This window comes from Burkholderia sp. HI4860 (genome assembly GCF_002223045.2).
GTDB lineage: Bacteria > Pseudomonadota > Gammaproteobacteria > Burkholderiales > Burkholderiaceae > Burkholderia.
Map to the genome: position 1 here is coordinate 124,216 of NZ_NKFO02000001.1, position 24,661 is coordinate 148,876.

Below are 24,661 nucleotides of genomic sequence, written 5' to 3' on the forward strand. Positions count from 1 at the left end.
GCGTCGTACGGAGCGACTACGCCGCTCGCTGCAACAGGTCGGTGGCGAACGACTTCGCGTGCGCGACGGCTTCCTGCGCGTCGCCGAACACACCGAGTTCATCCCAGTGTTCTTCGGCCGCGTACGTTCCCTTCACGGCGAGCGCCCGCTGCACGCTCAACTCCGCGGCGTATTTGCCGTCCTGCAACGGCCGGGCCGTCGCCACCACCTTGTGCGGCGGGCTGGCACGCTCCGGCTGAACCAGTTCGACGCCGCCGCCGGCCACGTCGACGTACATCAACTCGTTCCGGGTGTTGCAGTCCGGGCAGTGGAAGCACCACCCCGCGTCCTCTTGATGGGGCCTGACCTGCCCGCGAGCCAGCACGGCGCGGCATGCAACGTTTTCGCAGATGAACGGCATGGCAGTCTCCGAAGTTGTTTGTCGGAAATCCTAGCATGTCCGTCGGCGGTCAACCACCGGCATCGGCGGGATTGCCTTGCGGTTGATCAGGTGCGGGCTCATACGCCCTTGATACGGCTTACACGCAGGTCGACCCGGCGCTCGCAAGCCGTTCGTCAGCCGGGATAAACTGTCGGCCCGATCCACGAACCCAGCCATCCTCCATGTTGATCCGCGTTGCCATGCCGTCCGATGCCATCCCGCTCGCCGAACTGAAGCGCGACACGTTTCGCGAAACCTTTCTGCATGACGGATTCAATATCGACTACCCGCCGCACGATCTGGCTGCGTACGAAACCCAGACCTACTCGGTGGAAACGGTCACGGGCCAGCTCAACGATCCCCAGTGCCGCACGTGGGTCGCCGAAAGCGACGACGGCCGGCTGGTAGGGTATGCGCACGCAGGGCCATGCAAGCTCCCGCACCCGGAGGTTACCGACGGTGCCGGGGAGATCCATCAGATCTACCTTCGGCGCGGCACGCAAGGGACCGGTGCCGGGCGCGCATTGTTCGATTCCGCACTGGACTATCTGGCCACGGAACGCCCCGGCCCGGTGTGGCTGGGCGTGTGGTCCGGCAACGCGAAGGCCATCGCCTTCTACGAGAAAGCCGGGTTCAAGCGCGTCGGCACGTACGATTTCAAGGTCGGGGAAGCGACCGACCTGGAGTTCATCTACCGTCGCTGACCTTCGTAGCGGCATGCCGACCGAGGCGCGCTGGCAAAAGAAAAAGGGCGTCGCGTAGGATCGCGCGACGCCCCTGCTTCACTTCGGTCGCCCCGTTCGGGCAGCGACGGCGATTGATGCATGACTGACCGTCAATCGGCCGGCATCACTTGTAATTGAACGCGTCCGGGTGGTTCTCGAGACTGCCCGTCAGTGCCGCATACAGAATCGTCCGTCCGTCGATCGATTCGCTACCGCCGCCGATATTGAGCCACGTCAGCTTCTCGGCGCCCTCCTTCGGGCTTGCGACGGACAGCACACCGTACATCACCTTCTTCTGCGGGTCGTACAGCACCGCGACGCGCTCCGTCCCGCAGTTGTGCGGCTTGCAGGCCGTCATCACGTAAACGTCGTGCCCGCCGAACACGACGGTGGTCGCCGGCGATTCGGTGCCGTTCGTCACCCATGCCGGCACCGCGTGGCCTTTCTTCATCGCGGCGAATGCATCGCTCGCCGCGCGATCGCCGGGGATCGCGCTCATCGTCCAGGTTTTCGTCGGCGCGGGGCCCGCGGCCCATGCGGCCTGGGCGAGGATCAGTGCGGCAGCGGCAAGACGCATCCTGACGTTCATTTATCCATACTCCTATCGATGTGACGATTCCTTAGTCGCCACAAAACCGACACGAGTTCGTCCCGTCATGTCAATTTTTGTCAGTCAATAGCGGCTGCGCCCCCACAGCGTCTTCGGCTCGTCGAGCAGGTGACGCAACCCGCTGCGCTCGATCGTGAGTGCCGCGACTTCGTTCACCCGTTCGAGAATCGCCTGCTCATCGACCGACAACACGCGCCGATCCTCCATCAGCACCCTTCCGCCGACCATCGTCATGCACACGTCGGCCGCGTTCGCGAAGCACGTCACGCGATACACCGGCATGTTCATCGGCATCATGTGCGGCCGGAACAGGTCGACGAGGATGACGTCGGCAAGCTTGCCCGCTTCGAGCGAACCGACTTCGTGATCGACCGACAGCGCCTTCGCCGCGTCGATCGTCACCATCTCCAGCACCTTGCCGTGCGGCAACACGTCCGGGTCGCGGAAATGCCGGCGGTGGTAATGCATGCACTGCCACATGTGGCGGAACATGTCGTAGCCGCGATCGGGCGCCGCGCCGTCCGACGCGATCGCCACCGTCACGCCCGCATCGATCAGCTCGGGCACCGGGCAGCGACCGATGATCGACATGATCGCGCTCGGGTTGTGGACGATCGCGGTGCCCGTCTCGACGCATGCCGCGATGTCGTCGTCGGTCAGGTCGATGCTGTGCGACATGAACGACGTCGGGCCGAGCAAGCCCAGCTCGCGGTGCGCGAACGCGAGCGTGCCCGCGCGGTGGCCGTCCTGCGTGAACGTCAGCCCGCGCTCGCGCGCCAGCGCGCCGTAACGCGCGGCCTGGTCGCGGAAGTCGCGTTCGTACCGCGCGAGTTCGGGGTCGTGCTCGGGCCCGTACACGGGCAGCGTGAGCGCGATGCGGATCCGGCCGTCGGCATCGCCGTGGCATTCGTCGATGATGCTTTGGCACACCGCGTACATCGTGTCGAAGTCGATGTCGCGCGTGTCGCTGCCGTCCGGCGTGTGGCGCGTGTAAGCACGCGGCGCGGGCGGCCGCGACGGGCCGACCGCGACGATCGAGCGCGTACCGGTGCGCACGACCGCATCGCAATGGCGCCGTGCATAGACCGGATCGTCGACGCGCATGATCGAGTTGCCGCCGCCGAGCAGCGACACGCCCGTCGTCACCCCGGCCTTCAGCCGCTCGAGCGCGGCCAGGTGCGATTCGGTCTCCCAGAACGCCTCGTCGGACGCACGCGTGTAGATCGTCTCGGCCGCGGCCGACCATGCATCGCCGTCCGCGCCGCCGATCGTGCGCAGCATCGCGTGGCCCGCATGCGCATGCGCATCGATCAGGCCCGGCAGCACGGCCTTGCGGCGCGCGTCGATCGTGCGTGCGGCGCGGTAGCGCGCCTGCAGTTCGTCGGTGCCGCCCACGGCGACGATCCGATCGCCCTTCACGGCGACCGCGCCATGCTCGATCACGCGCCGCTGCGGGTCCATCGTGATCACGCAGCCGTTCGCGATCAGCGTGTCGATCGCTTCGCGGTTGTCCGCTCGGTTGTCCTCGGTCGTCATCGCATAGTGTCCTGTTGTCGTTCGATTGATGTCATTGCCGCCCAGCCGTCCAGTCGTCACGCGGAACCGACCGGCGCAGCAACCCGCGCCTTCAGCCTGCGCTGCCCCGCGCTGATCACGACGAACACCACCGCATTCACCGCGAGCGCGACGAGCCCGGGGTTGATCGACGTCAGCGTGTTCGGCGCGCGCGGGAACAGCGACGCGAGCGTCACGCCATAGGTGTTCGTCATCGCGATCACGATCGCGCCGGCGGCGATCCCCGCGAACGCGCCTTCGCGCGTGCCGAACGGCCGCTTCAGGAAGCTCGATGCGAGCATCGGCACGAGTTGCGTGAGCAGGCTCGACGAGAAGATCGCGAGCGTGACGAACGTCGCGCCGCCGCGCAGCACGAAGTAGACGACCACCAGCGTGAAGATCGGCAGCGCGATCCGCGCGACGCGCGTCACCTCGCGGTCGGTCGCGTTCGGCGCGAAACCTTCGCGGTAGATGTTGCGCGCGATCGTCGTCGACGCGTTCAGCATGATCAGCGAACCCGGCACCAGCGCGGTCAGCAGGCCCGTGCCGCCGACGATGCCGACGAACCATGCAGGAAACGTCTGCTTCACGAGCCGCAGCAGCGCGAGATCGGCCTGCGCGCCTTCGAGCCCGTGCACGATCATCACGGCCGCGAAGCCGACGAGGAACAGGAACGCGATCAGCACCTGGTACAGCGGCATCAGGATCACGTTGCGGCGCAGCGCGCGCTCGTCCTTCGCGACGTAGATCGCGGTGAAGCCGTGCGGATACAGGTAGTAGCCGAGCGACGTGAGCAGGATCGTCGAGTTGTACCAGCTCAGGTTGAAGCCGTGCTCGGGCATGCGCAGCAGTTCGGGATGCGCGGCATCGAGCTTCGCGAACATCGCGCCGAGGCCGCCGTAGTAATGCATCGGCAGGTACAGCCCGAGGAAGATCGCGATCGCGAGGATCAGCACGTCCTTGAAGATCGCGATGCTCGCCGAGCCGTGGATGCCCGACACGACCATGTACACGGCCATCAGCGTCGCGGCGATCCAGATCGCGGCCGCTTGCGGAATCAGCCCGTACGACATCTCCGACACGATCACGCCGAGCCCGCGCAACTGGATCATCAGCAGCGACACCATCGAGAACACCGCGACGACCGACACCAGCACGCCGATCGCGCGGCTGTCGTACTTCGCCGCGAAATAGTCGGCGAACGACACGAGCCCGCGCGCCTTCGCGTAACGCCAGATCGCCGGCAGCATCCAGTAGCCGATCACGAACGCGAGGCAGCCATACGACAGGATGTAGAACGCGGGCACGCCCTTGCTGTAGGTCCAGCCGCTCGCGCCGAGGAACGAGAAGGTCGAGAACGCCTCGCCGGCCATCAGCAGGAACGTGAGCAGCGAGCCGAAGCCGCGGCCGCCGACGGCCCACTGCTCGAGCGTGAGCTTGCGGCCGCGGCGCGCCATCACGCCGATCGCGAGCGCGAACACGGCGAACGCCGCGATGATGAGGATCGATGCGTTCATCGCGCGTCTCCCGGGCGGCCGGCGCGGGCCGTGGCGCGTTCATCGCGCTCGTCGCGTTCATCGCGTTCATCGCGTTCATCGAGATGGAACAGGATCGCGAGGATCGCGGCGGTGGCCGCCATCCAGACCAGGTTCCAGACGAGCAGGAACGGCAGCCCGAACAGCAGCGGCCGCACCTCGGCGAGCGAGCCGCCCGCATACATTCCGACGAACGGCAACGCCGCCAGCAACAGTTTGAGTTTCATGAGTGCCTCCTCCGGAAGACGCGCGTATGCGTCAGAACATCAGAACTTCTGGCGGATGCCGACCACCACCGCCACCTGCGACGTCGTCGACGACGCGCTGTCGGTGCCGTCGATCCACGCCCGGCCGATACCCGACGACGCCTTCTGGTAGAAGCCGTTCACGTACACGTCGGTGCGCTTGGACAGCAGGTACTGCATGCCGGCCGATACCTGGTGATAGTGGCCGCTGTCGCTGGCGCGCGCGACCTGCGTATAGGTGTAGCCGGCCGCGGCCATCAGCGCCGGCGTGATCAGGTAGCGCAGGCTGCCTTCGTAGTTGTTGAAGCGCAGCGCACCGCCCGTCGCCTGCCCGAAGTTCGAGCCCGTGTACAGCAGGCCGAGCGTGGCCGGCCCGATCGCGTAGCTGCCGCCCGCGCCCCAGATCTGCTGGCGGATCGCGTTCCCGAGGCTCGCGCCGAACACCGATGCCGACGCCGGATAGTAGTTGTCCGAAGCAACGGCGCCGCTCGTGCTGACCGCCGGATGGTTCACGCGCGCATACGCGGCGCCCGCGTTGAGCGGCCCGTCCACGTACGTGACGCCCGCGCTCCAGCTGTTGTCGTTCGCGAAGCCGGTCGAGTTGGAGAAGCCGTACACGAGGTTCGCCTGCAGGCCCGCGATCGTCGGCGACACATACTTCACCGCGTTGTTGGTGCGGAACGTGTTGTTGATGTCGTCGTTGTCGAACGGGTGCGTCGAGTACTGCGCGAGGAAGCTGCTCATCTGCAGCGAGCCGAGGATGTCCTGCGTCGAGTTGTACTGGCGGCCGAGCGTCACCGCGCCCCAGTTCGCGCCGCTCAGGCCGACCCACGCAGACCGCCCGAACATCCGGCCGCCCTGCCCGAGCGCGCCGTTCGCGACGTTGAAGCCGTTTTCGAGACGGAAGTTCGCCTTCAGGCCGCCGCCGAGATCCTCGGTGCCGATCAAGCCCCAGCGCGGGCCCGATTCGTTGCCGCCGGTGAATTGCCACAATGCGTGGCCCTTCGCGTTGTTCGTGTAGGTCACGCCCGCGTCGACGATCCCGTACAGCGTCACCGTCGACTGCGCGTGCGCGGCGCCGGCAAACAGCATGACCACCGCTGCGCCCACGCCTGCGGCGCCCGCCTTCCCACCTTTGATTCTCACCATCTCCGTCTTCTCCGCTCCAAACCTGTTCATCGATGTGTTGTGTTTTTTTTGAGCCCGCCCATACGCGCCGATCGGGTTGTATAGACAGTCGCTGGATGGTATCCAGCCGCAATCACATCAAGAAATGAAATGTTCAACTGAGCGGCAGTTGAAAATCGAATGACGAGGAAACGAGCGGGGACGGCGCGCCGCTGCAAGACAAACGAAAGCGCGCGTGTCCGCTGGACATGGCGCGCTTTACTCAGACATGAATGGCTTGCGTAAGCAAGCTGACGAAACGGCGACGCGTGATGCGCCTATGCGGTTTTCCCGGATAGCCCGTGCGATGCGCGCAACGGCATGCGCTCGGGCACCGACCGCTCGGGCCGTGAGCCCGAGCCGTACGCGTCACAACGGCTGGCTGTCGATCCGTAACTGGTTCACGACCGACACGACGCCGTCGACGCCCCGCGCCGCCTCGGCCGCCAGCGCAGCCTGGCCCGTGTCGGACACCGACCCGGCGAGCGTCACGACACCGTCTCGCACGCGCACGAGCACGCGCGTCGCATTCAGCCCCTGCGTGCGGGCCAGTGCCGCGCTCACGCGCCGCATCAGCTTGCGGTCGGCCGCCTTGCGCTGCTTGACGACCGATGCCGCCGGCGCGGCAGCGGCAACCGGCGCGGATGACGGCCCGGCTGGCGCGTCCGATTGCGCCAACGCCGGCGTCAGGGCGGTACAACACGCTGCGATCGCCAGCATGTTGTACGCAACGGACTTCTTCAGGATGTTCATGAGGATTCCTCTTTTCGTAGAATGAGAAAGACGCGGCGTTCAGAAGCGCGTCATCATCCCGAGCGTCACGCCGGTCGTTGCGCTCGCACCTGGCCGCAAACCCAACGCGGCGCGCGTCACGGGGTCGCGCATATAAGCGCCCGTCATGCCGTTGCGATCGAGTTCGACATACAGCTCTGTGCGCTTCGACAGAAAGTACTCGGCAACCGCGTAGACCGTCAGCTTGTTGCCGTCCGCGCCCGGGACGTTGCCGATGCGGCGTGCGATGTCGTAGAAGCCGGCTGCGGAAAACTGCAGGCGCGGCGTCGGCTGCACGAGCAGCGCGAGCGACGGGATATCATCGTGTCGCGTCGGCGCGCCGGCGCGTTGTGCGGTCACGGCCAGCGACGCGTAGCTGGCATACAGGCGCGCGGGCCCGAACTGCAGCGTGCCGCCCGTCTGGATCGTCTGCGCGGATTGCGTGCCGTCGGCGCTGTACGTCTTCGAATAGGACGCGCCGCCCATCACGTTCGCGAACGAGTACATTGCCGCCGCCGAGAAATTCGTGCCGGCACGCGTGTTGCCCGCGACGCCGCCCGGCGAATAGCTCGCGCCGAACCGCAGGCCGCCCGCCTGGCCGAGATACTTGATCGTGTTGTTGAAGCGCGAGTCGAGCGTGAAGAAATTGCCCACGAACTGCACGCCCGGCTCCACTGTCAGCGATTGCCCGCGCCCGCCGAGCGGATCGAGCGCGATGCCGAGATCCTCGGCCGCATTGAACTGGCGGCCGAACGTGAATCGCCCGAACGCGCCCGACACGCCGACATAGGCGGCCTGCGAGAACAGCGTGCCCGGCGTCTTCAACGCGCCGGTGCCGGTGTTGTACGCACCGTCGAGCACGAACAGCGCGGTCGTGCCGCCGCCCAGATCCTCCTTGCCGCGTATCCCGAACTCGTTGCCGGCAATGATGTTGGTGCCGTTGAAGCCGACCTGGCTGCCGCCCTGTTGCCCGTTGACCCATCGCACGCCGCCGCCGACCTGGCCGAACAGCGTCACGCTCGACTGCGCATGCGCGCTCCCCCACAGCGCGCCGATCAGCGCCGCCGCGACCATCTTCTTCATGTCTCCTCCTGCCGCGTCATCGCGCGGCGTGTCGTGGTACTGCTCCCGTCGAAAGGCGCCGCGGCCCGACTGGCAGGCCGTACGCCGAATGCGATGCAATGCGATGTGCGCGGCAAGCGCTAGCGGCCGCACGCGCCGACCGTCGGCGCGGCACGCTCCGTGTCGCCCGCGAGGCGCCGCAGCGACCGCTGCGGATCGAGGCACCAGGCGGCGAACACGCCGCAGGCGATCAGCACGACGCCGCACACGACGCTCGCCTGTTCGAAGCCGCGCGCGACCGACGCGCCGCTCGCCTCGATCAGCATCCCGGTGACGACCGGCGCGCCGAGGCCCGCGAGCGATGCGAAGCCGTTGCTGAGCGCGAGCACGCCGCCGCGCTGGGCATCCGGCGTCACCTCGGCGAGCATCGCGGGGCCGATCGAGTACATCGTCAGCGTAAGGCCGCTGCCGAGCGTCAGCAGCACGAGCTTCGCCGCGCGCGGCAGCTCCGGCACCGGCAGCATGGCCAGCATCGCGCCGGCGATCGCGAGCGTGACCGCGATGAACGTGCCGCGCCCGTGGCGTGACGGCATGCCGCGCGCGAGCAAGGTTTGCGACAGCCAGGCCAGCGCGAGACTGAGCGGCGACGTGACCGCGACGAACAGCGCGAACATGCGCCCCGCCTCGTGCGGCCCGAAGCCGAGCCCGAGCTGCAGGTAGGTCGGCATCCACGTGAGCGTCATCGCGAGAATCCAGTTCGCCGCGAAGTGGCCGAGGAAGTTGCCGAGCACCGTGCGGTCGGTGAGCAGCCGCCCGTACGGCACGCGTTCGCCGCCGGCCGCGCGCGGGCCGCGCGACAGCGTGCCCTCCTCGCCGAGCACCGCCCACGCGATGCACCACACGGCCCCGAGCACCGCCAGCACCGCGAAGTTCGCGCGCCAGCCCCAGTGCGACGTGACGACCGGAATCGCGAGCCCCGCGATCAGCAGGCCGAGCGCGCTGCCCTGGTGCAGCAGCGCGACCGGGAGATTGCGCCGTGTATCGGGAAACCATTTGTAGATCGCGTGCGTCGCGACCGGCGATGCGGGCCCTTCGCCGATGCCGAGCAGCACGCGGCACGCGATGACGACCCAGATCGAGCTCGCGGCGAGCATCGGCAGTTGCAGCAGCGCCCATGCGGCCGCCATCGCGAACAGCAGCCATTTCGCGGGCCAGCGGTTCGCGGCGATACCGCCTGCGACCGCCGCGACCGCGAACAGCCAGTTGAGGCTGCCGCCGATCACGCCGAACTGCGTCGGGCTCAGATGCAGGTCGCGCATCATCGGCACCGACACGAGGCCGAGCACGACCTTGTCGAGAAAATTCACCAGCATCATCAGCGCGAGCATCGTCGCGATGGACCACGCCCGTCCGGGGCGGTACTGCGCACCATTCGTCATGGCTGTCTCCTGAGTATTTATCGTCGGCGGCCGGTGGCGTCGCGCTATCCGCCGCCGTGCTCGCCGGGCGCCGGCACCCGGTCGTCACCATCCGACAGGCCGAGCGAGAACTTCACCGGGAAGCGCACCGCGAGCGACCGGTCGGCCGCCACCTCGCGGGCGACGCCGCGCTCGCGCACGTGCGGATCGTCGAACACCGCGCTCGCGTCGGGCACGCGCGACACCGGCAGCCCGAGCGTGCCGAGCACGCGCATCCAGTCGTCCTGCGTGCGCGTCGCGAAGATCGCGCGCAACAGCGCACCCAGCGCGTGCCGATGCTGCTGCCGGCCCGCGCGTTGCGCGAAGCGCGGTTCGCGCAGCGCCGGATACGCGTCGCCGAGCGCATCGGCGAACACGGCCCAGAACTTGTCCTCAAGCGTCGCGAGCACGATGTGCCGGCCGTCGGCGGTCTCGAACAGGTCGTTGTCGGGCATCACCCAGCGCGCCGCGTCGGGTGTATCGCGGCCGGTGCGCAGCGCCCACGCGGCCGGCGCGGTCCACGCGAAGATCGCGTCGTGGATCGACACGTCGAGATGCTGGCCGCGCCCGCTCGTGCGGGCGCTCATCACGGCCACCGCCAGCGCGAGCGCGGCGTGCAACGCGGCCGCGTGGTCGGCCAGCCGCACGCGCGGCCGCGCGACGGTGTCATGCAGCTGCGCGGGCACCGACCAGTAACCGGCGTCGGCCAGGAAGTTCAGGTCGTGGCCGGGACGGTTCGCATACGGGCCGTGCTGCCCATAGCCGGTGATCGAGCACAGCACGATGCGCGGGTTCGCGTGCGCCAGCACGTCGTAGCCGAGCCCGAGCCGCGCCATCACGCCGGGCCGGTTGCCTTCGACCACCGCATCGGCATCGCGCACGAGATCGAGAAAGCGTGCGCGGCCGTCGGGCGTCTTCAGGTCGAGCACGATCGAGCGCTTGCCGCGGTTGAACTGCGCGAACGTGTCGGCGCCGAACTGCCGCAACGCATCGCCGCCCGGCGGCTCGACCTTGATCACGTCCGCGCCGAGCTGGCGCAGCAGCGCGCACGCATGCGGCCCGGGCAGCAGTTGCCCGGCATCGACGATCCGCACGCCGCGCAGGCACGACCAGGCCGGCGCGTCGCCGTCACCATCGGCGGCCGGCCACGCGCCACGTGCGTCGTCGTGGGCCGTCATGCAGCGCCTCCCGCGCTGGCCGGCTCGAGAATCGCCTTCGCGATCGTGTTGCGCTGGATCTCGCTGGTGCCTGTCAGGATCCGGAACATCCGCAGCTTGCGGAACGTCTGCTCGACCGGATGGCCGCGCGTGACGCCGACGTTGCCGTGGATCTGCACGGCCTTGTCCGCGACCTCGAAACAGCGCTCCGACACGTAGAGCTTGCAGGCGGCGGCCGTCATCCTCAGGTCGGCGCCTGCATCGGCGAGCGCGGCCGTATGCGCGATCATGCTTTCGCATGCCCACAGCGCGGCGGCCATGTCGGCGAGCATGTGCTGGATCGCCTGGAACCGCGCGATCGGGCCGCCGAACTGCCGGCGCGTGCGTGCGTAATCGAGCGACGCCCGGTACGCGGACATCGCGAGGCCGAGCATCGTCGGGCAATGCAGCAGCCGGTTCACGTTGATGCGCGACATGCCGAGCCGGAAGCCGTTGCCGAGCCCGCCGAACACGTTCTCGCGCGGCACGCGCACGTCGACGAAGCGGAGGTCCGCATCGATGTGCTGGCCGGACATCGGCACGTATTCGTGCTCGACGCTCACGCCGGGCAGGTCGAGATCGACCAGCACGGCCGTGATCTGCGGCGGCGTCGCGGACGCATCGGTCACGCACATCACGATCGCGAAATCGGCGAACGGCGCGCCGCTGATGTAGTGCTTCGTGCCGTTGATCACGAGCGCATCGCCGTCCTCGACCGCCGTGGTGCGGATGCTCATCGCGTCCGAGCCCGAGTGCGGTTCGGTCAGCGCGAAGCACGTCGATTTCTCGCCGCGCATCACCGGCTTGAAATAACGATCGAGCTGCGCGGGCGTCGCGTACTTCAGCATGTTGCCGACGCGCGGCGGCCCGCCGAGTTCGCCGAGCACGTGCGGCGCGAGCGCTGCGCCGCTCGCGGCGAGGTCGGCCTTCAGCGCGCACCCCTCGGCGATCGACAGCCCCTGCCCGCCGATCTCGACGGGCAGGCTCGCCGTATAGAAGCCGAGCGCGGCGGAGCGTTGCCAGACGCGGCGCAGCACGTCGCGCGGCCACACGTCTTCCGAGTCGAGCCGCAACTCGCGCTCGATCGGGCGCAGTTCGTCGTCGACGAAGCGCAGCACGGCCGCGCGCAGCGCGACGAATTCAGGGCGTTGCAGATGATCGAACATGGCGGATTCCTTCAGTTGACGCGGCGCGTGACACCGCGCCAGTACGGCTCGCGCACGAGCTTGCGGGCGATCTTGCCGTTCGCGTTCTTCGGCAGCTCGGCGACGAAATCGATGGAGCGCGGCAGCTTGTAGTCGGCCAGCTGCGCGCGGCAGTGCGCGACGAGATCGTCCGCCTGCGCATCACGGCCGGCGCGCAGCACGACCACGGCCTTCACGGCCTCGCCCCACTTGTCGTCGGGCACGCCGACCACGCAGGCCTCGAGCACGCCTTCGTGCCGGTACAGCGCCGCTTCGACTTCGGTCGGATACACGTTGAAGCCGCCCGAGATGATCATGTCGTGCTTGCGGTCGACCAGATAGATGAAGCCGTCGCAATCGGTGCGCGCGAGGTCGCCCGTGTGCAGCCATCCGTCGACCAGCACCTCGCGCGTCAGCTCCGGCGCATTCCAGTAGCCCTGGAACACGTCCGCGCCGCGAATCACGATCTCGCCGATCGCGTCGCCTTCGACTTCGCGCCCGTCGGCATCGACCACCCGCACCTCGGTTTCGCCGAGCGGCCGGCCGCACGATCCAAGCCGCTCGCGATCGTGCAGCAGCGCGTGCGCGTGGTCGGCGATGCCGAGCCGCGTGACGCCCGACGTCGATTCGCTCGCGCCGTAGCCCTGCGACAGCACGGGGCCGATGCGCGCCCACGCTTCCTCGATGCGCGCCGGCGCCATCGGCGCCGCGCCGTAGCCGAGCACCTTCAGGCTGCGCAGGTCGGCCTGCGCGAGCTCCGGCGCGTTCAGCAGCATGTTGACCATCGCCGGCACCATGAACGTGTGCGTGATGCGCTGGCGCGCGACCTCGGCGAGGAAATGCGCGGGCTCGAACACGTCGAACAGCACGAGCGTCGCGCCGCAGAACAGGTAGGGCTGCATCAGCATCCCGGACGCATGCGTGATCGGGCCGATCAGCGCGAGCCGGTCGCCGGGCTGCGCGGGGCGGTCCATCCCCAGCACGATCTTGCGCAGCGACGCGAGGCGGTTGCCGTAGCTCTGCATCGCGGCCTTGATGCGCCCCGTCGAGCCGGACGAGAAATGCAGCACGGCGAGGTCGTCCGGCGCCGGCTGGTAGTCGGACGGCATATCGCTGCCCTGTGCGACCAGCGTGTCGTAGTCGAGATAGCCGGTCGTCGCGCCGCCGATCGACACGAACCGCTCGACCGACGAAAAGCCCGGCGAATCGGGCGTGTAATCCGTGTAGCCGCGCCCGCCGATGAACGCGGCGGGCGCGCAGTTGCCGACGACGTCGGCCGCCTCGGCTGCCGTGAAGCGCGGATTCAGCGCGGCTTTCACGAGGCCGGCCTTGTACAGCGCGCATTCGATCTCGACGAGCTCGATGCAGTTGCGCGCCTGCACGGCGATGCGGGTGCCGGGTGCGAAGCCGAGGCCGCGCAGCGCATTCGCGAGCCGTGTCGAGCGCTCGTCGAGCTGGCGGTACGTGACGGCGCGGTCGCGGTGGATCACGGCGGGCTGGCTGCCCCAGTAGCGGGCCGCGCGCCGCAGGAAGTAGGCGAAGCTCAAAACGATTCTCCTGGTCGAACAGTGCCGCCAGTCTGTAAGATGCCCAGGCATCACCACAATGCATCACCGGATATAAAGTCATAACCGACAGGAATCCCCCGATGGATACGCGCGATCTGGAGTACCTGCTGGCCGTCGAGCGGCACGGCAGCATCGGCAAGGCCGCCGAGGCGCTGGGGCTGTCGCAGCCGGCGCTCACGAAAGCCGTGCAGCGGCTGGAAGGGCAAGTCGGCGTGACGCTGTTCGAGCGCACCGCGAACGGGATGACGCCGACGCCGGCCGGCGCACGCTTCGTCGCGCGGGCGCAGCGGATCGCGCTCGAGTTCGATGACGCGCTGCAGGAGATGCGCGCGATCCGCGGCGGCGAGCAGGGCGTGGTGCGGATCGGCTACTCGCCGACCGTGCCCAATGCGTTCGTGCTCGGCGCGTGCCGGCAACTGATCCGCGAGCGGCCGGCCGCGCGGCTGCGGTTGCGCTGCCGGCTCGCGCGCGAACTGCTCGACTTGCTGGCGGCCGGCGAGCTCGATCTCGTCGTCGCGCCCGAACCGCAGCAGCAGGACGCCGGCCTCGACACCATCGCGCTGTTCGACGACCGGCTGGCGGTGCTCGCCGACGCCGCGCACCCGCTGCAGCGCAAGCGCGGGCTCACGCTCGCGGATCTCGCCGACCAGGAATGGCTGCTGCCGGAAGCGACGATTCCCGTGCGGCACCGGATCGACGACGCGTTCCGCGCACGCGGCCTGCCCGCGCCGCGCCTGCGCATCGAGACGGACTTCGGCAATACGTCGCTGCTGCAGTTGTTGCGCGGTACGCCGCTGCTGTGTGTCGGCGGCGCGGATGCGCTCGACCAGGTGACCGGGTTGCGCGCGCTCGACCTGCGGGCCGGCGAGCTCGACCTCGACCGCCGCATCGGCGCGATGCACCGGGCAGGCGCGTACGTGCCGCCGCTGGCGCAGCGGATGATCGCGCTGCTGCGGGAAAGCGTGGGGTAGGCGCGGGGACGCGCCGCGACCATCATTTGCGGGAGTGATGACCCTCCCCTTTTTCTGCGGATTTGACCGGGGGCACGGTGCCGACAACACTAGCCCGCAGTGCTGCACAGACGGCACGCGCCTGCCTTCCCCTTCAGAGTCCGCCATGTATCCAACCGACACCGTGCAATCCCCGAGCGCCGCCCGGCCGCTCGCCGACCGGCAACTGCGCCGGATCGTCATCGCCTCCGTCGCCGGCAACGCGATGGAGTGGTACGACTTCTTCGTGTACGGCACGGCCGCGGCGCTCGTGTTCGGCCATGTGTTCTTCCCGCCCGGCGCATCGGCGCTCACGGGCAGCCTCGCCGCGTTCGCGGCCTTCGCGCTCGGCTTCGTCGCGCGGCCGCTCGGCGGGATCGTGTTCGGCCACGTCGGCGATCGCTACGGGCGCAAGGCGTCGCTCGTGTGGACGCTGCTGATCATGGGCGCATCGACCTTCGCGATCGGCCTGCTGCCGACCTATGCGCAGATCGGCGTGTGGGCGCCGGCCGCGCTCGTCGTGCTGCGTCTGCTGCAAGGCATCGCGTCCGGCGGCGAATGGGGCGGCGGCGTGCTGATGATCAGCGAGAACGCGCCGCCGGAACAGCGCGGCTACTACGCCGCGTGGAGCCAACTCGGCGTGGGCGGCGGCTTCGTGCTGTCGTCGGCCGCGTTTCTCGCCGCGCAGGCGCTGCCCGACGACGCGTTCCGCACCTGGGGCTGGCGGCTGCCGTTCCTCGCGAGCGTCGTGATCTTCGCGATCGGCATCTACATCCGCCGCCATCTGCCGGAAAGCCGCGACTTCGAGCAGGCCGGCAAGCGCGGCGCGCACACGCACCTGCCGATCGTCGAATGCATTCGTCGCCATCCGAAGGAAATCCTGCTCGCGATGGGCTTGCGCGTGGCCGAGAACGGCGGCGCGTACATCTTCCTGGCGTTCTCGCTCGTCTACGGCAAATACGTCGGCATCCCGAACGGCGTGATGCTGACCGGCGTGATGATCGCGATGATCGTCGAGATGGGCGCGATGCTCGCATGGGGCAAACTATCCGACCGGATCGGCCGCAAGCCCGTGTACCTGATCGGCGCGCTGAGCCTCGTCGCGTGCGCGTTCCCGTTCTTCTGGTTGCTCGACACGCGCGTGACGCCGCTCGTGTGGCTCGCGCTCACGGTCGGCACCGCCGTGAGTCACGGCGCGATGATCGGCACGCTGCCCGCACTCGTCGGCGAGCTGTTCAGCACCGAGGTGCGGTACTCGGGCGTCGCGCTCGGGCATGAAGTCGCGTCGATCTTCGCGGGCGGGATGTCGCCGCTGATCGCGACCGCGCTGCTCGCGCGCTATCACGCGTCGTGGCCGGTGTCGCTGTTTCTCGTTGCGCTCGGCCTCGTGACCGTCGCGACGCTGTGCGTGATGCGCGAGACGCACGTCGCGCCTGACGCCGCCACGCGCGGCGATACGGCGTGAGCGTGCTGCACGCGTCGGCCGCATCCGTGCCTTCGACGTTTGCGGCGGGTGAGCAGCTTACCCGCTCGCGGTGCCGCGTACGCGCATTCGCGGCACCGCGAGCGCGCGCGGCCGGGTCGTTCGCGCCAGTCGCGCTACTCGCGCGGGTCGCGCCGCCCGCCGTCGAACACCGGCGCCAGTCCCAGGTGATCGAGCAGCCGCGCGAATTCGCCGAGCCGCTGCCGCACGTACGCGGGCACATCCACGTCCGCATAGTCGTGGAAGCCGGCCCCCGTGCGCACACCGTCGCGCCCGGTTTCCATGTTGCGCGCGACGCTCGCGGCCGGCGCGAAGCGCGGGCCGATCTCGCCCGCCAGGTACTGCGACGCGTAGTACAGGATGTCGCAGCCGCCCCAGTCGATGAATTCGAGCAGCCCGAGCACCGCGAAGCGCGGGCCGAAGCCCGTGCGGATGGCCGTATCGATATCCTCCGCGCTCGCGACGCCCTCCTCCACCATCCGCGCGGCCTCGTTCATCGCGAGCGCCTGGATGCGCGGCACGATGTAGCCGGGCGCCGGCCCGCAGATCACCGGCTTCTTGCCGACGCGCTCGAGCAGCGCGGCGAGCGCGTCGACCACCGGCTGATCCGTCAGATCGCTGCGGCTGATCTCGACGAGCGGCATCAGCAATGCCGGGTTCAGCCAGTGCGCGTTCAGCATCCGTTCGGGGTGCACGACATGGCGCTGCAAGTCGGTGACGACGAACGTCGACGTGGTCGACGCAATCGTTGCGCGCGCATCGACATGCTCGCCGAGCCAGCGCAGCGCGTCGGCCTTCGCGTCGAGCACTTCGGGCAGCGCCTCGAACACGACGTCTGCATCACGCACGGCTTCCGCGGCGCCATCCCGGGAAACGATCGCGATGCGCGCGACGACCGCCTCGGCCCGCGCGGCATCGATGCGGCCGAGCGCAACCTGCGCGTGCAGCGGCCTCGCGATCTCGTCGCGCGTGCGCTCGTCGAAGGCGCTTCGGCCGGCCGCATCGCGCCGCTTGAAGTCGATCAGCGTCACGTCGAGCCCCGCGAACGCGAACACGAGCGCGATCCCCTGCCCCATGCGCCCCGCGCCGAGCACGTGCACGCGCGTCAATTTGACGGCGCTCATGCTGAAACTCCCGCGATGCCCGAGAGGCCCTTGTCGAGCAGCGCACGCATCGCGTCCTTCGACAGCGCCGCGATCCCGAGCCGCTCCAGCGTGCGCCCTTGCGCATACAGGTCGCGCACCGCGACCGCACTCGCGATGCTCAGCAGCCCCTGCGCGACCGGCGTCGGCACACCGGCCCAGCGCCCGCACGACACGATGAACGACAGCCCGAGCCGGGTGTCCTCGAGCATGTAGCGATGGGCACGCAGATCGATCTTCTCGCGCCAGTCGCCGCTATCGGTCAGCTTGCCGTGCGCGCCGCGCCCATACATCCATTCGTCGCCATCGGCCGCATAGTGATCCGCGAGCGGGAAATGCGGCGCGCGGTAACCGAGCGCTTCGCGCACCGCGATGCGTTCGGCATCCAGCGCATTCGTCACGCGGCGGATCGACGGCTGCGTGCCTTCGTTGTGGATGTCCCATGCGTCGAAGTGTTCGAGCGGCCCTGCGTTCATCAGGATCAGCGGCGGATGGATCACGGGCCCCGCGTTCATCAGCGCACCGGACAACGCATCCTCGACCGGCTCGACCGACGGATAGCCCGCGCGCAGCATGTCGAACGCCCAGCCGGCCGCGTTCGCGGGAAATACACCGGTCGGCAAGCGTGTCGCATAGGCGCTGATCACGACGTCGTTGTCGCCATGCTTGCGCACGAGGTACGGCAGCGTGCCCGTCTCGGCGAACGCGACGCGCGAACGGTTGCCGGCATCGGCCGCCGCCTGCGCGAACACGAAGCTGCCGAACGTGCCGGGCGGCAGGAACACGACCTGGCCGTCCTCCAGCAGCGGCGCGACCTGCGCGGCGAGCGCTTCGTGCGACGTAGCCGGCAGCGGCACCACGACGAGTTGCGCACCGCGCAGCGCGGCCGCGAGATCGCCGGTCAGGCGGATCGCACCCGGCGCATCGCCGAGCGGCACCGCGCGCGTGCCGCGATAGTCGGTCACGTTCAGCACGCCAAGCTCGCGCAGCCGCGCATGCGGCTCGCGGTCGCGCCGCCACCACGTCACGTCATGGCCCTTCTCGAGCAGGTCGATCGCCGCCGCATGGCAGCCGTGGCCGCCGCCCAGAACACATACCTTCATCGTCTTCTCCCGGTGATTGAGTGTTTCCGAGACTACGCGGCCGCTTTCGCCGCGTCGCTTCAAAACGCGCAACGGCGCGCCCGTTCGCGCAACGCAATCGCGGCGATGTGCATGCCGCCGCGCCCGCCGCATCCGCTACGAGGTCCGTGAATGGATATCGCCCTGTCCCGCCATGCGCCGAACCGGCTCGGCACGCTGCACGCCCCCGACGAAGTCGAACGCGCGGTCGCGCACCGGCTCGGGCCGCACCGGATGGCCGCACGCGGCCGCGATCCGTTTCATGCGGAGCTGTACGAAGTGCCGCTGCATCACGGCGCGCTGCTCGAACTCTGCTACGGCCGCGAAACGCGCATCGATTTCGGCGACGACGCCGACCACTTCCTGTTCAGGCTGACGCTCGCCGGTGCATGCGAGCTGCAGGCCGGCAGCGTCGTCGCGCGCGCCGGCCCCGGCGAGCTGACCGTGTCGTCGCCCGCGCTCGCGAGCCGCCTGAGCACGAGCCCCGATTGCCGCAACCTCGTGCTGCGGCTCGAACGCGGCGCGCTCGAACGCAAGTTGCAGGACATGCTGCAGGCCACGCTCACGCGGCCGCTGCAATTCGACCTCGCGGCCGGTGGCACCGGCGCGGGCGCCGCGCTGCTGCTGCCGACCTTCGAATACCTGTGCCGGCTCGGCGCGCAACCGGGCATCGGCACGGCCGCGACGACCTTCGGCGCCGACCTCACCACGTGGCTGATGTCGCTTCTGCTCACGCACCTGCCGCATTCGTACAGCGACGCGCTCACGCGCGGCACGCCGCCGCTACCGGCGCACGTGCGGCGCGCGTGCGATCACGTCGATGCGCACCTCGGCGAACCGCTCGCACTCGCCGCGCTGGCGGCCGTCGCGGGCGTCGCGCCGCGCACGCTGCAGCACGCGTTCCGCGCGTTCCTGCACACCACGCCGGCCGCCTACGTGCGCGAATGCCGGCTCGCCGCCGTGCACGCGGCGCTGCAACGCGGCGACGCGCGCAGCGTGACCGACGTGCTGATCGCGCACGGCATCCATGGTTTCGGCCATTTCGCGAAGGCGTATGCGCGGCGTTACGGCCACGCGCCTTCGGTCACCGCGAGGCAACCCCGATGACGCACTCCGCACCCGGCCGCCCGGCGGCCCCGGCCCGCACCGAATCCGCGCCGCACGACAACGACCCGTCCGAGTTGCGCGTGCAGGATCTCGATCTCAACTTGCTGAAGACGTTTCGCGCCGTGTACGAGGAGCGGCATGTCGGCCGCGCGGCGCTGCGGCTCGGCGTCACGCAGCCGTCCGTCAGCTACGCGCTCGGCCGGCTGCGGCTGATGTTCCGCGACGCGCTGTTCGTGCGCACCGGCACCGGCGTCGAGCCGACGCCGCGCGCGCAGCGGCTCGCGCTGTCGGTCGACAAGGCGCTCGCGATCCTGCAGGACGTGCTCGACGAAGGCTCGCGCTTCACGCCCGACAGCACGCAGCGCGTGTTCCGCCTGCACATGAGCGATTTCGCGGCGAGCGCGTTCCTGCCGACGCTGCTCGCCGCGTTCGACCGCCGCGCGCCGGGCGCGGTGATCGAGACGCTGCACGTCGACGAATGCCAGCTCAATGTCGCACTCGAATCGGGGCGCATCGACTTCGCGCTCGGGCATTTCGCCGATGCGTCGAGCCACTTCCAGCGCACCGCGCTGCTGCACGAGCGCTGCGTGCTGCTGATGCCGCGCCGCACCGCGCAGCGCGTCGCGCTATCCGACGATTACGTGCTCGACGGCGACGCGCCCGACACGCTGCGCTTCGTCGCGGTCACGTCGCACCCGCAATCGATGCAGTTGCTGGAGCGGCACGGGCTGATGCCGCGCGTGCGCGCGGCGCTCCCCGATTTCCTGGTGGTGCCCGCGCTGCTGCAGGACGGCGACTATGCGCTGATCCTGCCGGAGACGATCGCGATCACGTTCGCGGCGCGACAGCCGTGCGCGCTGTACGAGATCGCCGGTGCGAGCGAATGGGCCGTCAACGCGTACTGGCACCGGCGCTTCGACGCCGACCCCGGCCATCGCTGGCTGCGCGCGCTGCTGCTCGAACTGTTCAACATCGGCGAGCTGGCGCCGTTCGATGCATGGCTCGCGCCGCAGCCGCCCGCCTGCGCGTAGCGGCGCAAGCGGGAAGGCACGCGGCCCCGGAGCGGCCGAAGCGCTCAGAACGCCGTGAGGATGCCCGCGACGATCGAACTCGCGGTCGCGCCCGGCTTCGCGACCGCGACACCGCCACCCGCCGCGCCGTTCACGACGAAGCGCGCATGCGCGCCGTTGCGCACCATCGCGGCGCCCGTGTACAGCACCGTGCGCTTCGACAGCGGATAGTCGAAGCGGATGCCGTACGAATCGGCGTTGCCGTCGCTGTCCGCGACCTTGCGGTAGTGGCCCACGCTCAGCAGCAGCGACGCACGCCCGATCGGCACCGTCGCGCTCAGCTCCATGATGTCGCTGTGCGGATACGCGCTCTGGCTGTCGATCGCGGTCGCGACGTCGGGGCCGCCGCGATGGCGCATGTACAGCGCGGCGACCTTCACGACGCTGAAATCGTACGAAATCGCGCCGAGCGTGTAGTTGCCGTTCGCGGCCGGGCTCGTGTCGCCGAGAGCGGATGCCGCCACCGGGCTGAACTTCTGCTGCATGTAGTCGACGTCGACAGACAGGCCGCCGCGCGCGTAGTTGAGCCCCGCGCCGTACGTATCGCCGAGCGTCGCCGGCTGGCCGGCCGCGCCGTTGGTGCCGCGCGCGGCCATCGCGCGCAGCATCAAGCCCGCATAGCGCGGCGACGTGTAGCGCATCGAGTTGCGCACGCGCAGGAACGCGGGCCCGACGAAGTTGTTCGTCGCATTGCCCCACGCGAGCCCCGCGCCGAGGCCCGGCAGACTGTACGTGACGAGCGTCGTGTGCAGGATCGTGTACAGCTCGCCGAACTGCACGCCGCCGAACGGCCCCGTGATGCCGACCCACGCCTCGCGGCCGAACAGTGCGCTGCTGTTCGACAGTGCGCCGCTTGCCGCGTTGAAGCCATCTTCCAGCTTGAAGATCGTCGCGTAGCCGCCGCCGAGATCCTCGACGCCCTTCAGCCCCCACTGCGACGCCCACAGGTTGCCGCTGCCCATGCGCGTCACGTGGTTCGGCCCGGCGTTCGCGTATTCGATCGCGGTGTCGATGCGGCCGTAGAGCGTCACGCTCGATTGCGCGAAGGCGGGCAGCGCCGCGCAGGCAAGCAGCGCGGCAAGCGGTACGGCAAGCCGGTCGGCCCGCCCGTTCGGTTGGTTCATCGTCGTCGTCCCGTAGAGTTTGCGGCGCCGGTCGGCGTTGCGCCGTGTGGTGTGAAGCGCGTTCGCCGCGAAGGGCCAACGCTGCCGATCAAAAACGGGCCGAGTCTAGGAACGACAATTTCGGACGTCGACGCAATGCGCTCTATAACGCTTATAGATGCGCCGCATGATGCACGTGCGCCCCGCCGCAGGCGCGCTGCGCGGCGGCCGGCGCGCGCGACCCTGGTGTTTTCTTTATCCGGGTCGGTAAATGCCCGTGTGGTGCGGCTGTCACTCCGGCTATGGCGGCCGAATTTGGCCGACTACGCTGCGTCTCCGACACGTGCCCCCGCACGCTTTCGCGCCGCGACGGCGCCCGGCCCGCCAGGCCGCTGCCGCGCTTTTCACCGCCCGCTCCTGGAGAATCCGCATGTCCGCATCCACGGCCCGCGCTGCCGACGGCAAGCGCTATACGTACGAATGGTATGTCGTCGTCATCTGCATGCTCGCGTACGTCTTTTCGTTCGTCGACCGCCAGGTCCTCGTGCTGATGATCGAGCCGATCAAGCGCGATCTGCATCTGTCCGACACGCAGTTCAGCCTGCTCAACGGCTTCGCGTTCTCGCTGTTCTATGCGGTGATGGGGCTGCCCGTCGCGTATCTCGCCGACCGCTATGCGCGCCCGCGGATCATCTCGCTCGGCATCGCGCTGTGGAGCGTCGCGACTGCCGCGTGCGGGCTCAGCCAGCATTTCGTGCAGATGTTCATCGTGCGGATGGGCGTGGGTGTCGGCGAAGCCGCGCTGTCGCCCGGCGCGTACTCGATGCTCGCCGACTACTTCCCGAAGGAGAAGCTCGGGCGCGCGATCGCCGTGTATTCGCTCGGCTCGTTCATCGGCGGCGGCGTCGCGTTCCTGATCGGCGGCTACGTGATCGCGCTGCTCAAGCATGCGAGCGCGTTCACGCTGCCGGTGGTCGGGCAGGTGCATGCGTGGCAGGTCACGTTCCTGATCGTCGGGCTGCCGGGGATCCTCGTGGCACTGCTGTTCGCCGCGACCGTGCGCGACCCGCAGCGCAAGGGGCTCGCTCAGGATCGCTCGGGCGCCGTGCGGCGCGTGTCGATGCGCGATTCGCTGCGCTTCGTCGGCACGCATCGCGCGACTTTCTCGTGCCACTACCTCGGCTTCTCGTTCTACGCGATGACGCTGTACTGCCTGCTGAGCTGGACGCCCGCGTTCTATATCCGCCACTTCGGGATGACGGCCGTCGAAGCCGGCTACACGCTCGGCATCGTGCTGCTGGTCGCGAACACGGCCGGTGTGTTCTGCGGCGGCTGGCTCAACGACTGGCTGCTGCGGCGCGGCCGCGAGGATGCGCCGATGCGCGCCGGTGCGATCGGCGCCGCGTGCATGGTGATCCCCGCGACGCTGTTCACGCAGCTCGACTCGCTGCCCGCATCGCTCGCGATGCTCGTCGTCGCGATGTTCTTCGCGTCGTTCCCGATGCCGACGTCCACCGCCGCGATGCAGACGCTCGCGCCGAACCAGATGCGCGCGCAGATCTCCGCGCTCTTTCTGCTCGTGTCGAACCTGATCGCGCTCGGGATCGGGACGACCGTCGTCGCGCTGTTCACCGATCGCGTGTTCGGCGCGCCGGCGGCGGTCGGTCATTCGATGTCGATCGTCAACGTCGCGGCGGCCACGCTCGCCGCGCTGCTGCTCGCCGCCGGGTGCCGGCACTATCGCCGCAGCCTCGACCGCGAACGCGGTCTTGCGTCGGCCACCGCGCCGCACGCCGCCGAAGCGGGCAACGCGATCGCCGCGCGCTGAACACCGGGCGAGATCGGGCGCAATCAGGCGCAATCGCGCCGCCCGACCATCATCCATCTCACTGATTCAGGCATCAGTTTTTAATCGATTTGATTTATGCGATGCCCCTCCCTATTCTCGATCGCATGACGGCGCGGTGCCCGCCGCGCCGCGTTTCCCCTACCCCACGGATTGACCCATGCAAGCGAACCGCCACCAAGTCCGGATCGACGCGCTGATCGACGCGGCGCAGGACATCCGCTGTTTCCGGGTGTCGCGCGTCGACGGCCAGCCGTTCGACGCGTACGAACCAGGCGCCCATATCGATGTGACCGCACCGTCCGGTATCACGCGGCAGTACTCGCTGTGCGGCAACCCCGACGAGCGCGGCAGCTACCTGTTCGCGGTGAAGAAGGAAGCGCAGTCGCGCGGCGGCTCGCGTTCGCTGCACGACGACGTGCAAATCGGCGCCGAGCTGTCGATCGGCGTGCCGCGCAACCTGTTTCGTCTGACGGATGACGCGAGCGAGCACGTGCTGATCGCGGCCGGCATCGGCATCACGCCGCTGCTGTCGATGGCGTATGCGCTGCATCGGCGCGGCGCACGCTACCGGCTGCACTACTTCGCACGCAGTCGCGAGCATGCGGCCTTCGTCGACGAATTGTCGGCCGAGCCGTTCGCGTCGCACGTGACGTTCCACTACGGCATCGAGCCCGTCGCGCTCGCGGCCGAGCTGGGCCGCTGCGTCGAATCGGTCGACGCGCGTGCCCATGTTTATACATGCGGCCCGGGGCCATTCATGGATGCGGTCGTCGCGGCGGCCGCGACGTGCTTGCCGGAAGATTCGATCCATCTCGAACGCTTCGCGGCGGAACCGGCCGCCGCCGATGCGGGCAATGCCGATGCCGGCGCCGGCCCGGCCGCCGACGGTTTCGAAGTGCGCCTCCAGCGCAGCGGGCAATCGGTACGCGTCACGCCCGACACGTCGATCGTCGACGCGCTCGCACGCATCGGCATCGAAGTCGACACGTCATGCGGCGAAGGCGTGTGCGGCACCTGCATGGTGCCCGTGATCGACGGCGAGCCCGATCATCGCGACCATTGCCTCAGCAAGGCCGAGCGCGCGAGCAACACGGTGATCTGCTGCTGCGTGTCGCGTGCGCGCTCCGCGGTGCTCGTGCTCGATCTCTGATGCGCGAGGTTCGGGCGACGTCTGTCAAGGACGTCGCGCGCGCTCGAACGGCTCGATGCATTCGGCCAGCTACGCGCGCCTCCAACGCACTGCCCGCGCTCTCGTGGATCACACGTCGCCGACACGCTCGACAAGCTTGACCAGCCGCGTGC

At 69.0% G+C, this 24,661-nt stretch carries 22 protein-coding genes; 7 read left to right on the top strand and 15 right to left on the bottom strand.

The genetic code is table 11. From position 1 onward, the window contains the following. Positions 1 to 16: 16 nt before the first annotated feature. Positions 17 to 400 (bottom strand): hypothetical protein, encoded by a 384-nt coding sequence (locus CFB34_RS00585; RefSeq protein ID WP_089443158.1) that lies wholly within the window; start codon positions 398 to 400, stop codon positions 17 to 19. Positions 401 to 603: 203 nt separating this feature from the next. On the opposite strand from CFB34_RS00585, the gene CFB34_RS00590 reads away from it, so the two are divergent. Continuing rightward, complete coding sequence (locus CFB34_RS00590; RefSeq protein ID WP_089443159.1) at positions 604 to 1,125, top strand: GNAT family N-acetyltransferase; 522 nt, start codon at positions 604 to 606, stop codon at positions 1,123 to 1,125. Between the two features lie 145 nt (positions 1,126 to 1,270). On the opposite strand, the gene CFB34_RS00595 is transcribed toward CFB34_RS00590, so the two are convergent. From CFB34_RS00595 to CFB34_RS00645, 11 genes are all read right to left on the bottom strand, one after another. Further along, the gene (locus CFB34_RS00595) at positions 1,271 to 1,735 is read right to left on the bottom strand and encodes an Ivy family C-type lysozyme inhibitor (protein ID WP_089443160.1); all 465 of its coding nucleotides are present in this window, start codon (positions 1,733 to 1,735) and stop codon (positions 1,271 to 1,273) included. Positions 1,736 to 1,819: 84 nt separating this feature from the next. Continuing rightward, entirely contained in the window at positions 1,820 to 3,292 is a 1,473-nt protein-coding gene (locus CFB34_RS00600; protein ID WP_089443161.1) for an amidohydrolase family protein, read from the bottom strand. A 56-nt stretch (positions 3,293 to 3,348) separates the two neighbouring features. Continuing rightward, the gene (locus CFB34_RS00605) at positions 3,349 to 4,827 is read right to left on the bottom strand and encodes a sodium:solute symporter (RefSeq protein ID WP_089443162.1); all 1,479 of its coding nucleotides are present in this window, start codon (positions 4,825 to 4,827) and stop codon (positions 3,349 to 3,351) included. Further along, complete coding sequence (locus CFB34_RS00610) at positions 4,824 to 5,072, bottom strand: DUF3311 domain-containing protein (protein ID WP_242808530.1); 249 nt, start codon at positions 5,070 to 5,072, stop codon at positions 4,824 to 4,826. Before CFB34_RS00610 ends, CFB34_RS00605 begins: the two co-directional genes overlap by 4 nt. 39 nt (positions 5,073 to 5,111) lie before the next feature. Then, positions 5,112 to 6,182, bottom strand: a complete 1,071-nt coding sequence (locus CFB34_RS00615; protein ID WP_242808622.1) for a porin — start codon at positions 6,180 to 6,182, stop codon at positions 5,112 to 5,114. Positions 6,183 to 6,626: 444 nt separating this feature from the next. Beyond that, positions 6,627 to 7,010 (bottom strand): BON domain-containing protein, encoded by a 384-nt coding sequence (locus tag CFB34_RS00620; protein ID WP_089443164.1) that lies wholly within the window; start codon positions 7,008 to 7,010, stop codon positions 6,627 to 6,629. Between the two features lie 39 nt (positions 7,011 to 7,049). Beyond that, complete coding sequence (locus CFB34_RS00625) at positions 7,050 to 8,111, bottom strand: porin (protein ID WP_089443165.1); 1,062 nt, start codon at positions 8,109 to 8,111, stop codon at positions 7,050 to 7,052. Positions 8,112 to 8,230: 119 nt separating this feature from the next. Next, positions 8,231 to 9,529 (bottom strand): MFS transporter, encoded by a 1,299-nt coding sequence (locus tag CFB34_RS00630; protein ID WP_089443166.1) that lies wholly within the window; start codon positions 9,527 to 9,529, stop codon positions 8,231 to 8,233. A 44-nt stretch (positions 9,530 to 9,573) separates the two neighbouring features. Beyond that, positions 9,574 to 10,725: a CoA transferase gene (locus tag CFB34_RS00635; RefSeq protein WP_089443167.1), complete on the bottom strand. Its 1,152-nt coding sequence runs from the start codon at positions 10,723 to 10,725 to the stop codon at positions 9,574 to 9,576. Next, positions 10,722 to 11,909, bottom strand: a complete 1,188-nt coding sequence (locus CFB34_RS00640) for an acyl-CoA dehydrogenase family protein (RefSeq protein WP_089443168.1) — start codon at positions 11,907 to 11,909, stop codon at positions 10,722 to 10,724. The genes CFB34_RS00635 and CFB34_RS00640 overlap by 4 nt, the downstream gene beginning before the upstream one ends. Before the next feature lie 11 nt (positions 11,910 to 11,920). Then, entirely contained in the window at positions 11,921 to 13,474 is a 1,554-nt protein-coding gene (locus CFB34_RS00645) for an AMP-binding protein (protein ID WP_089443169.1), read from the bottom strand. Positions 13,475 to 13,575: 101 nt separating this feature from the next. Here CFB34_RS00645 and CFB34_RS00650 point away from each other — a divergent pair, with 101 nt between their 5' ends. Then, positions 13,576 to 14,466, top strand: coding sequence for a LysR family transcriptional regulator (locus tag CFB34_RS00650; protein WP_089443170.1), 891 nt, complete (start codon positions 13,576 to 13,578; stop codon positions 14,464 to 14,466). 145 nt (positions 14,467 to 14,611) lie between these two features. Further along, complete coding sequence (locus CFB34_RS00655) at positions 14,612 to 15,949, top strand: MFS transporter (protein WP_089443171.1); 1,338 nt, start codon at positions 14,612 to 14,614, stop codon at positions 15,947 to 15,949. A 134-nt stretch (positions 15,950 to 16,083) separates the two neighbouring features. Here CFB34_RS00655 and CFB34_RS00660 read toward each other — a convergent pair whose 3' ends face one another. Both CFB34_RS00660 and CFB34_RS00665 read right to left on the bottom strand, forming a co-directional pair. Then, the gene (locus CFB34_RS00660; protein WP_089443172.1) at positions 16,084 to 17,091 is read right to left on the bottom strand and encodes a 3-hydroxybutyryl-CoA dehydrogenase; all 1,008 of its coding nucleotides are present in this window, start codon (positions 17,089 to 17,091) and stop codon (positions 16,084 to 16,086) included. Next, the gene (locus CFB34_RS00665; RefSeq protein WP_089443173.1) at positions 17,088 to 18,212 is read right to left on the bottom strand and encodes an NAD/NADP-dependent octopine/nopaline dehydrogenase family protein; all 1,125 of its coding nucleotides are present in this window, start codon (positions 18,210 to 18,212) and stop codon (positions 17,088 to 17,090) included. The genes CFB34_RS00660 and CFB34_RS00665 overlap by 4 nt, the downstream gene beginning before the upstream one ends. Positions 18,213 to 18,362: 150 nt before the next feature. On the opposite strand from CFB34_RS00665, the gene CFB34_RS00670 reads away from it, so the two are divergent. Both CFB34_RS00670 and CFB34_RS00675 read left to right on the top strand, forming a co-directional pair. Next, on the top strand, positions 18,363 to 19,337 hold the full coding sequence (locus tag CFB34_RS00670) for an AraC family transcriptional regulator (protein ID WP_089443174.1): 975 nt from the start codon (positions 18,363 to 18,365) through the stop codon (positions 19,335 to 19,337). Next, positions 19,334 to 20,368 carry a LysR family transcriptional regulator gene (locus CFB34_RS00675; protein ID WP_089443175.1) on the top strand — a complete coding sequence of 345 codons (1,035 nt, stop codon included), beginning with the start codon at positions 19,334 to 19,336 and terminating at the stop codon, positions 20,366 to 20,368. Before CFB34_RS00670 ends, CFB34_RS00675 begins: the two co-directional genes overlap by 4 nt. A 44-nt stretch (positions 20,369 to 20,412) precedes the next feature. Here CFB34_RS00675 and CFB34_RS00680 read toward each other — a convergent pair whose 3' ends face one another. Next, on the bottom strand, positions 20,413 to 21,531 hold the full coding sequence (locus tag CFB34_RS00680; protein ID WP_089443176.1) for a porin: 1,119 nt from the start codon (positions 21,529 to 21,531) through the stop codon (positions 20,413 to 20,415). A 409-nt stretch (positions 21,532 to 21,940) separates the two neighbouring features. On the opposite strand from CFB34_RS00680, the gene CFB34_RS00685 reads away from it, so the two are divergent. Together CFB34_RS00685 and CFB34_RS00690 are read left to right on the top strand one after the other, a co-directional pair. Then, positions 21,941 to 23,338, top strand: coding sequence for an MFS transporter (locus CFB34_RS00685; RefSeq protein ID WP_089443177.1), 1,398 nt, complete (start codon positions 21,941 to 21,943; stop codon positions 23,336 to 23,338). Between the two features lie 178 nt (positions 23,339 to 23,516). Then, positions 23,517 to 24,509, top strand: a complete 993-nt coding sequence (locus CFB34_RS00690) for a PDR/VanB family oxidoreductase (protein WP_089443178.1) — start codon at positions 23,517 to 23,519, stop codon at positions 24,507 to 24,509. Positions 24,510 to 24,661: the final 152 nt, after the last annotated feature.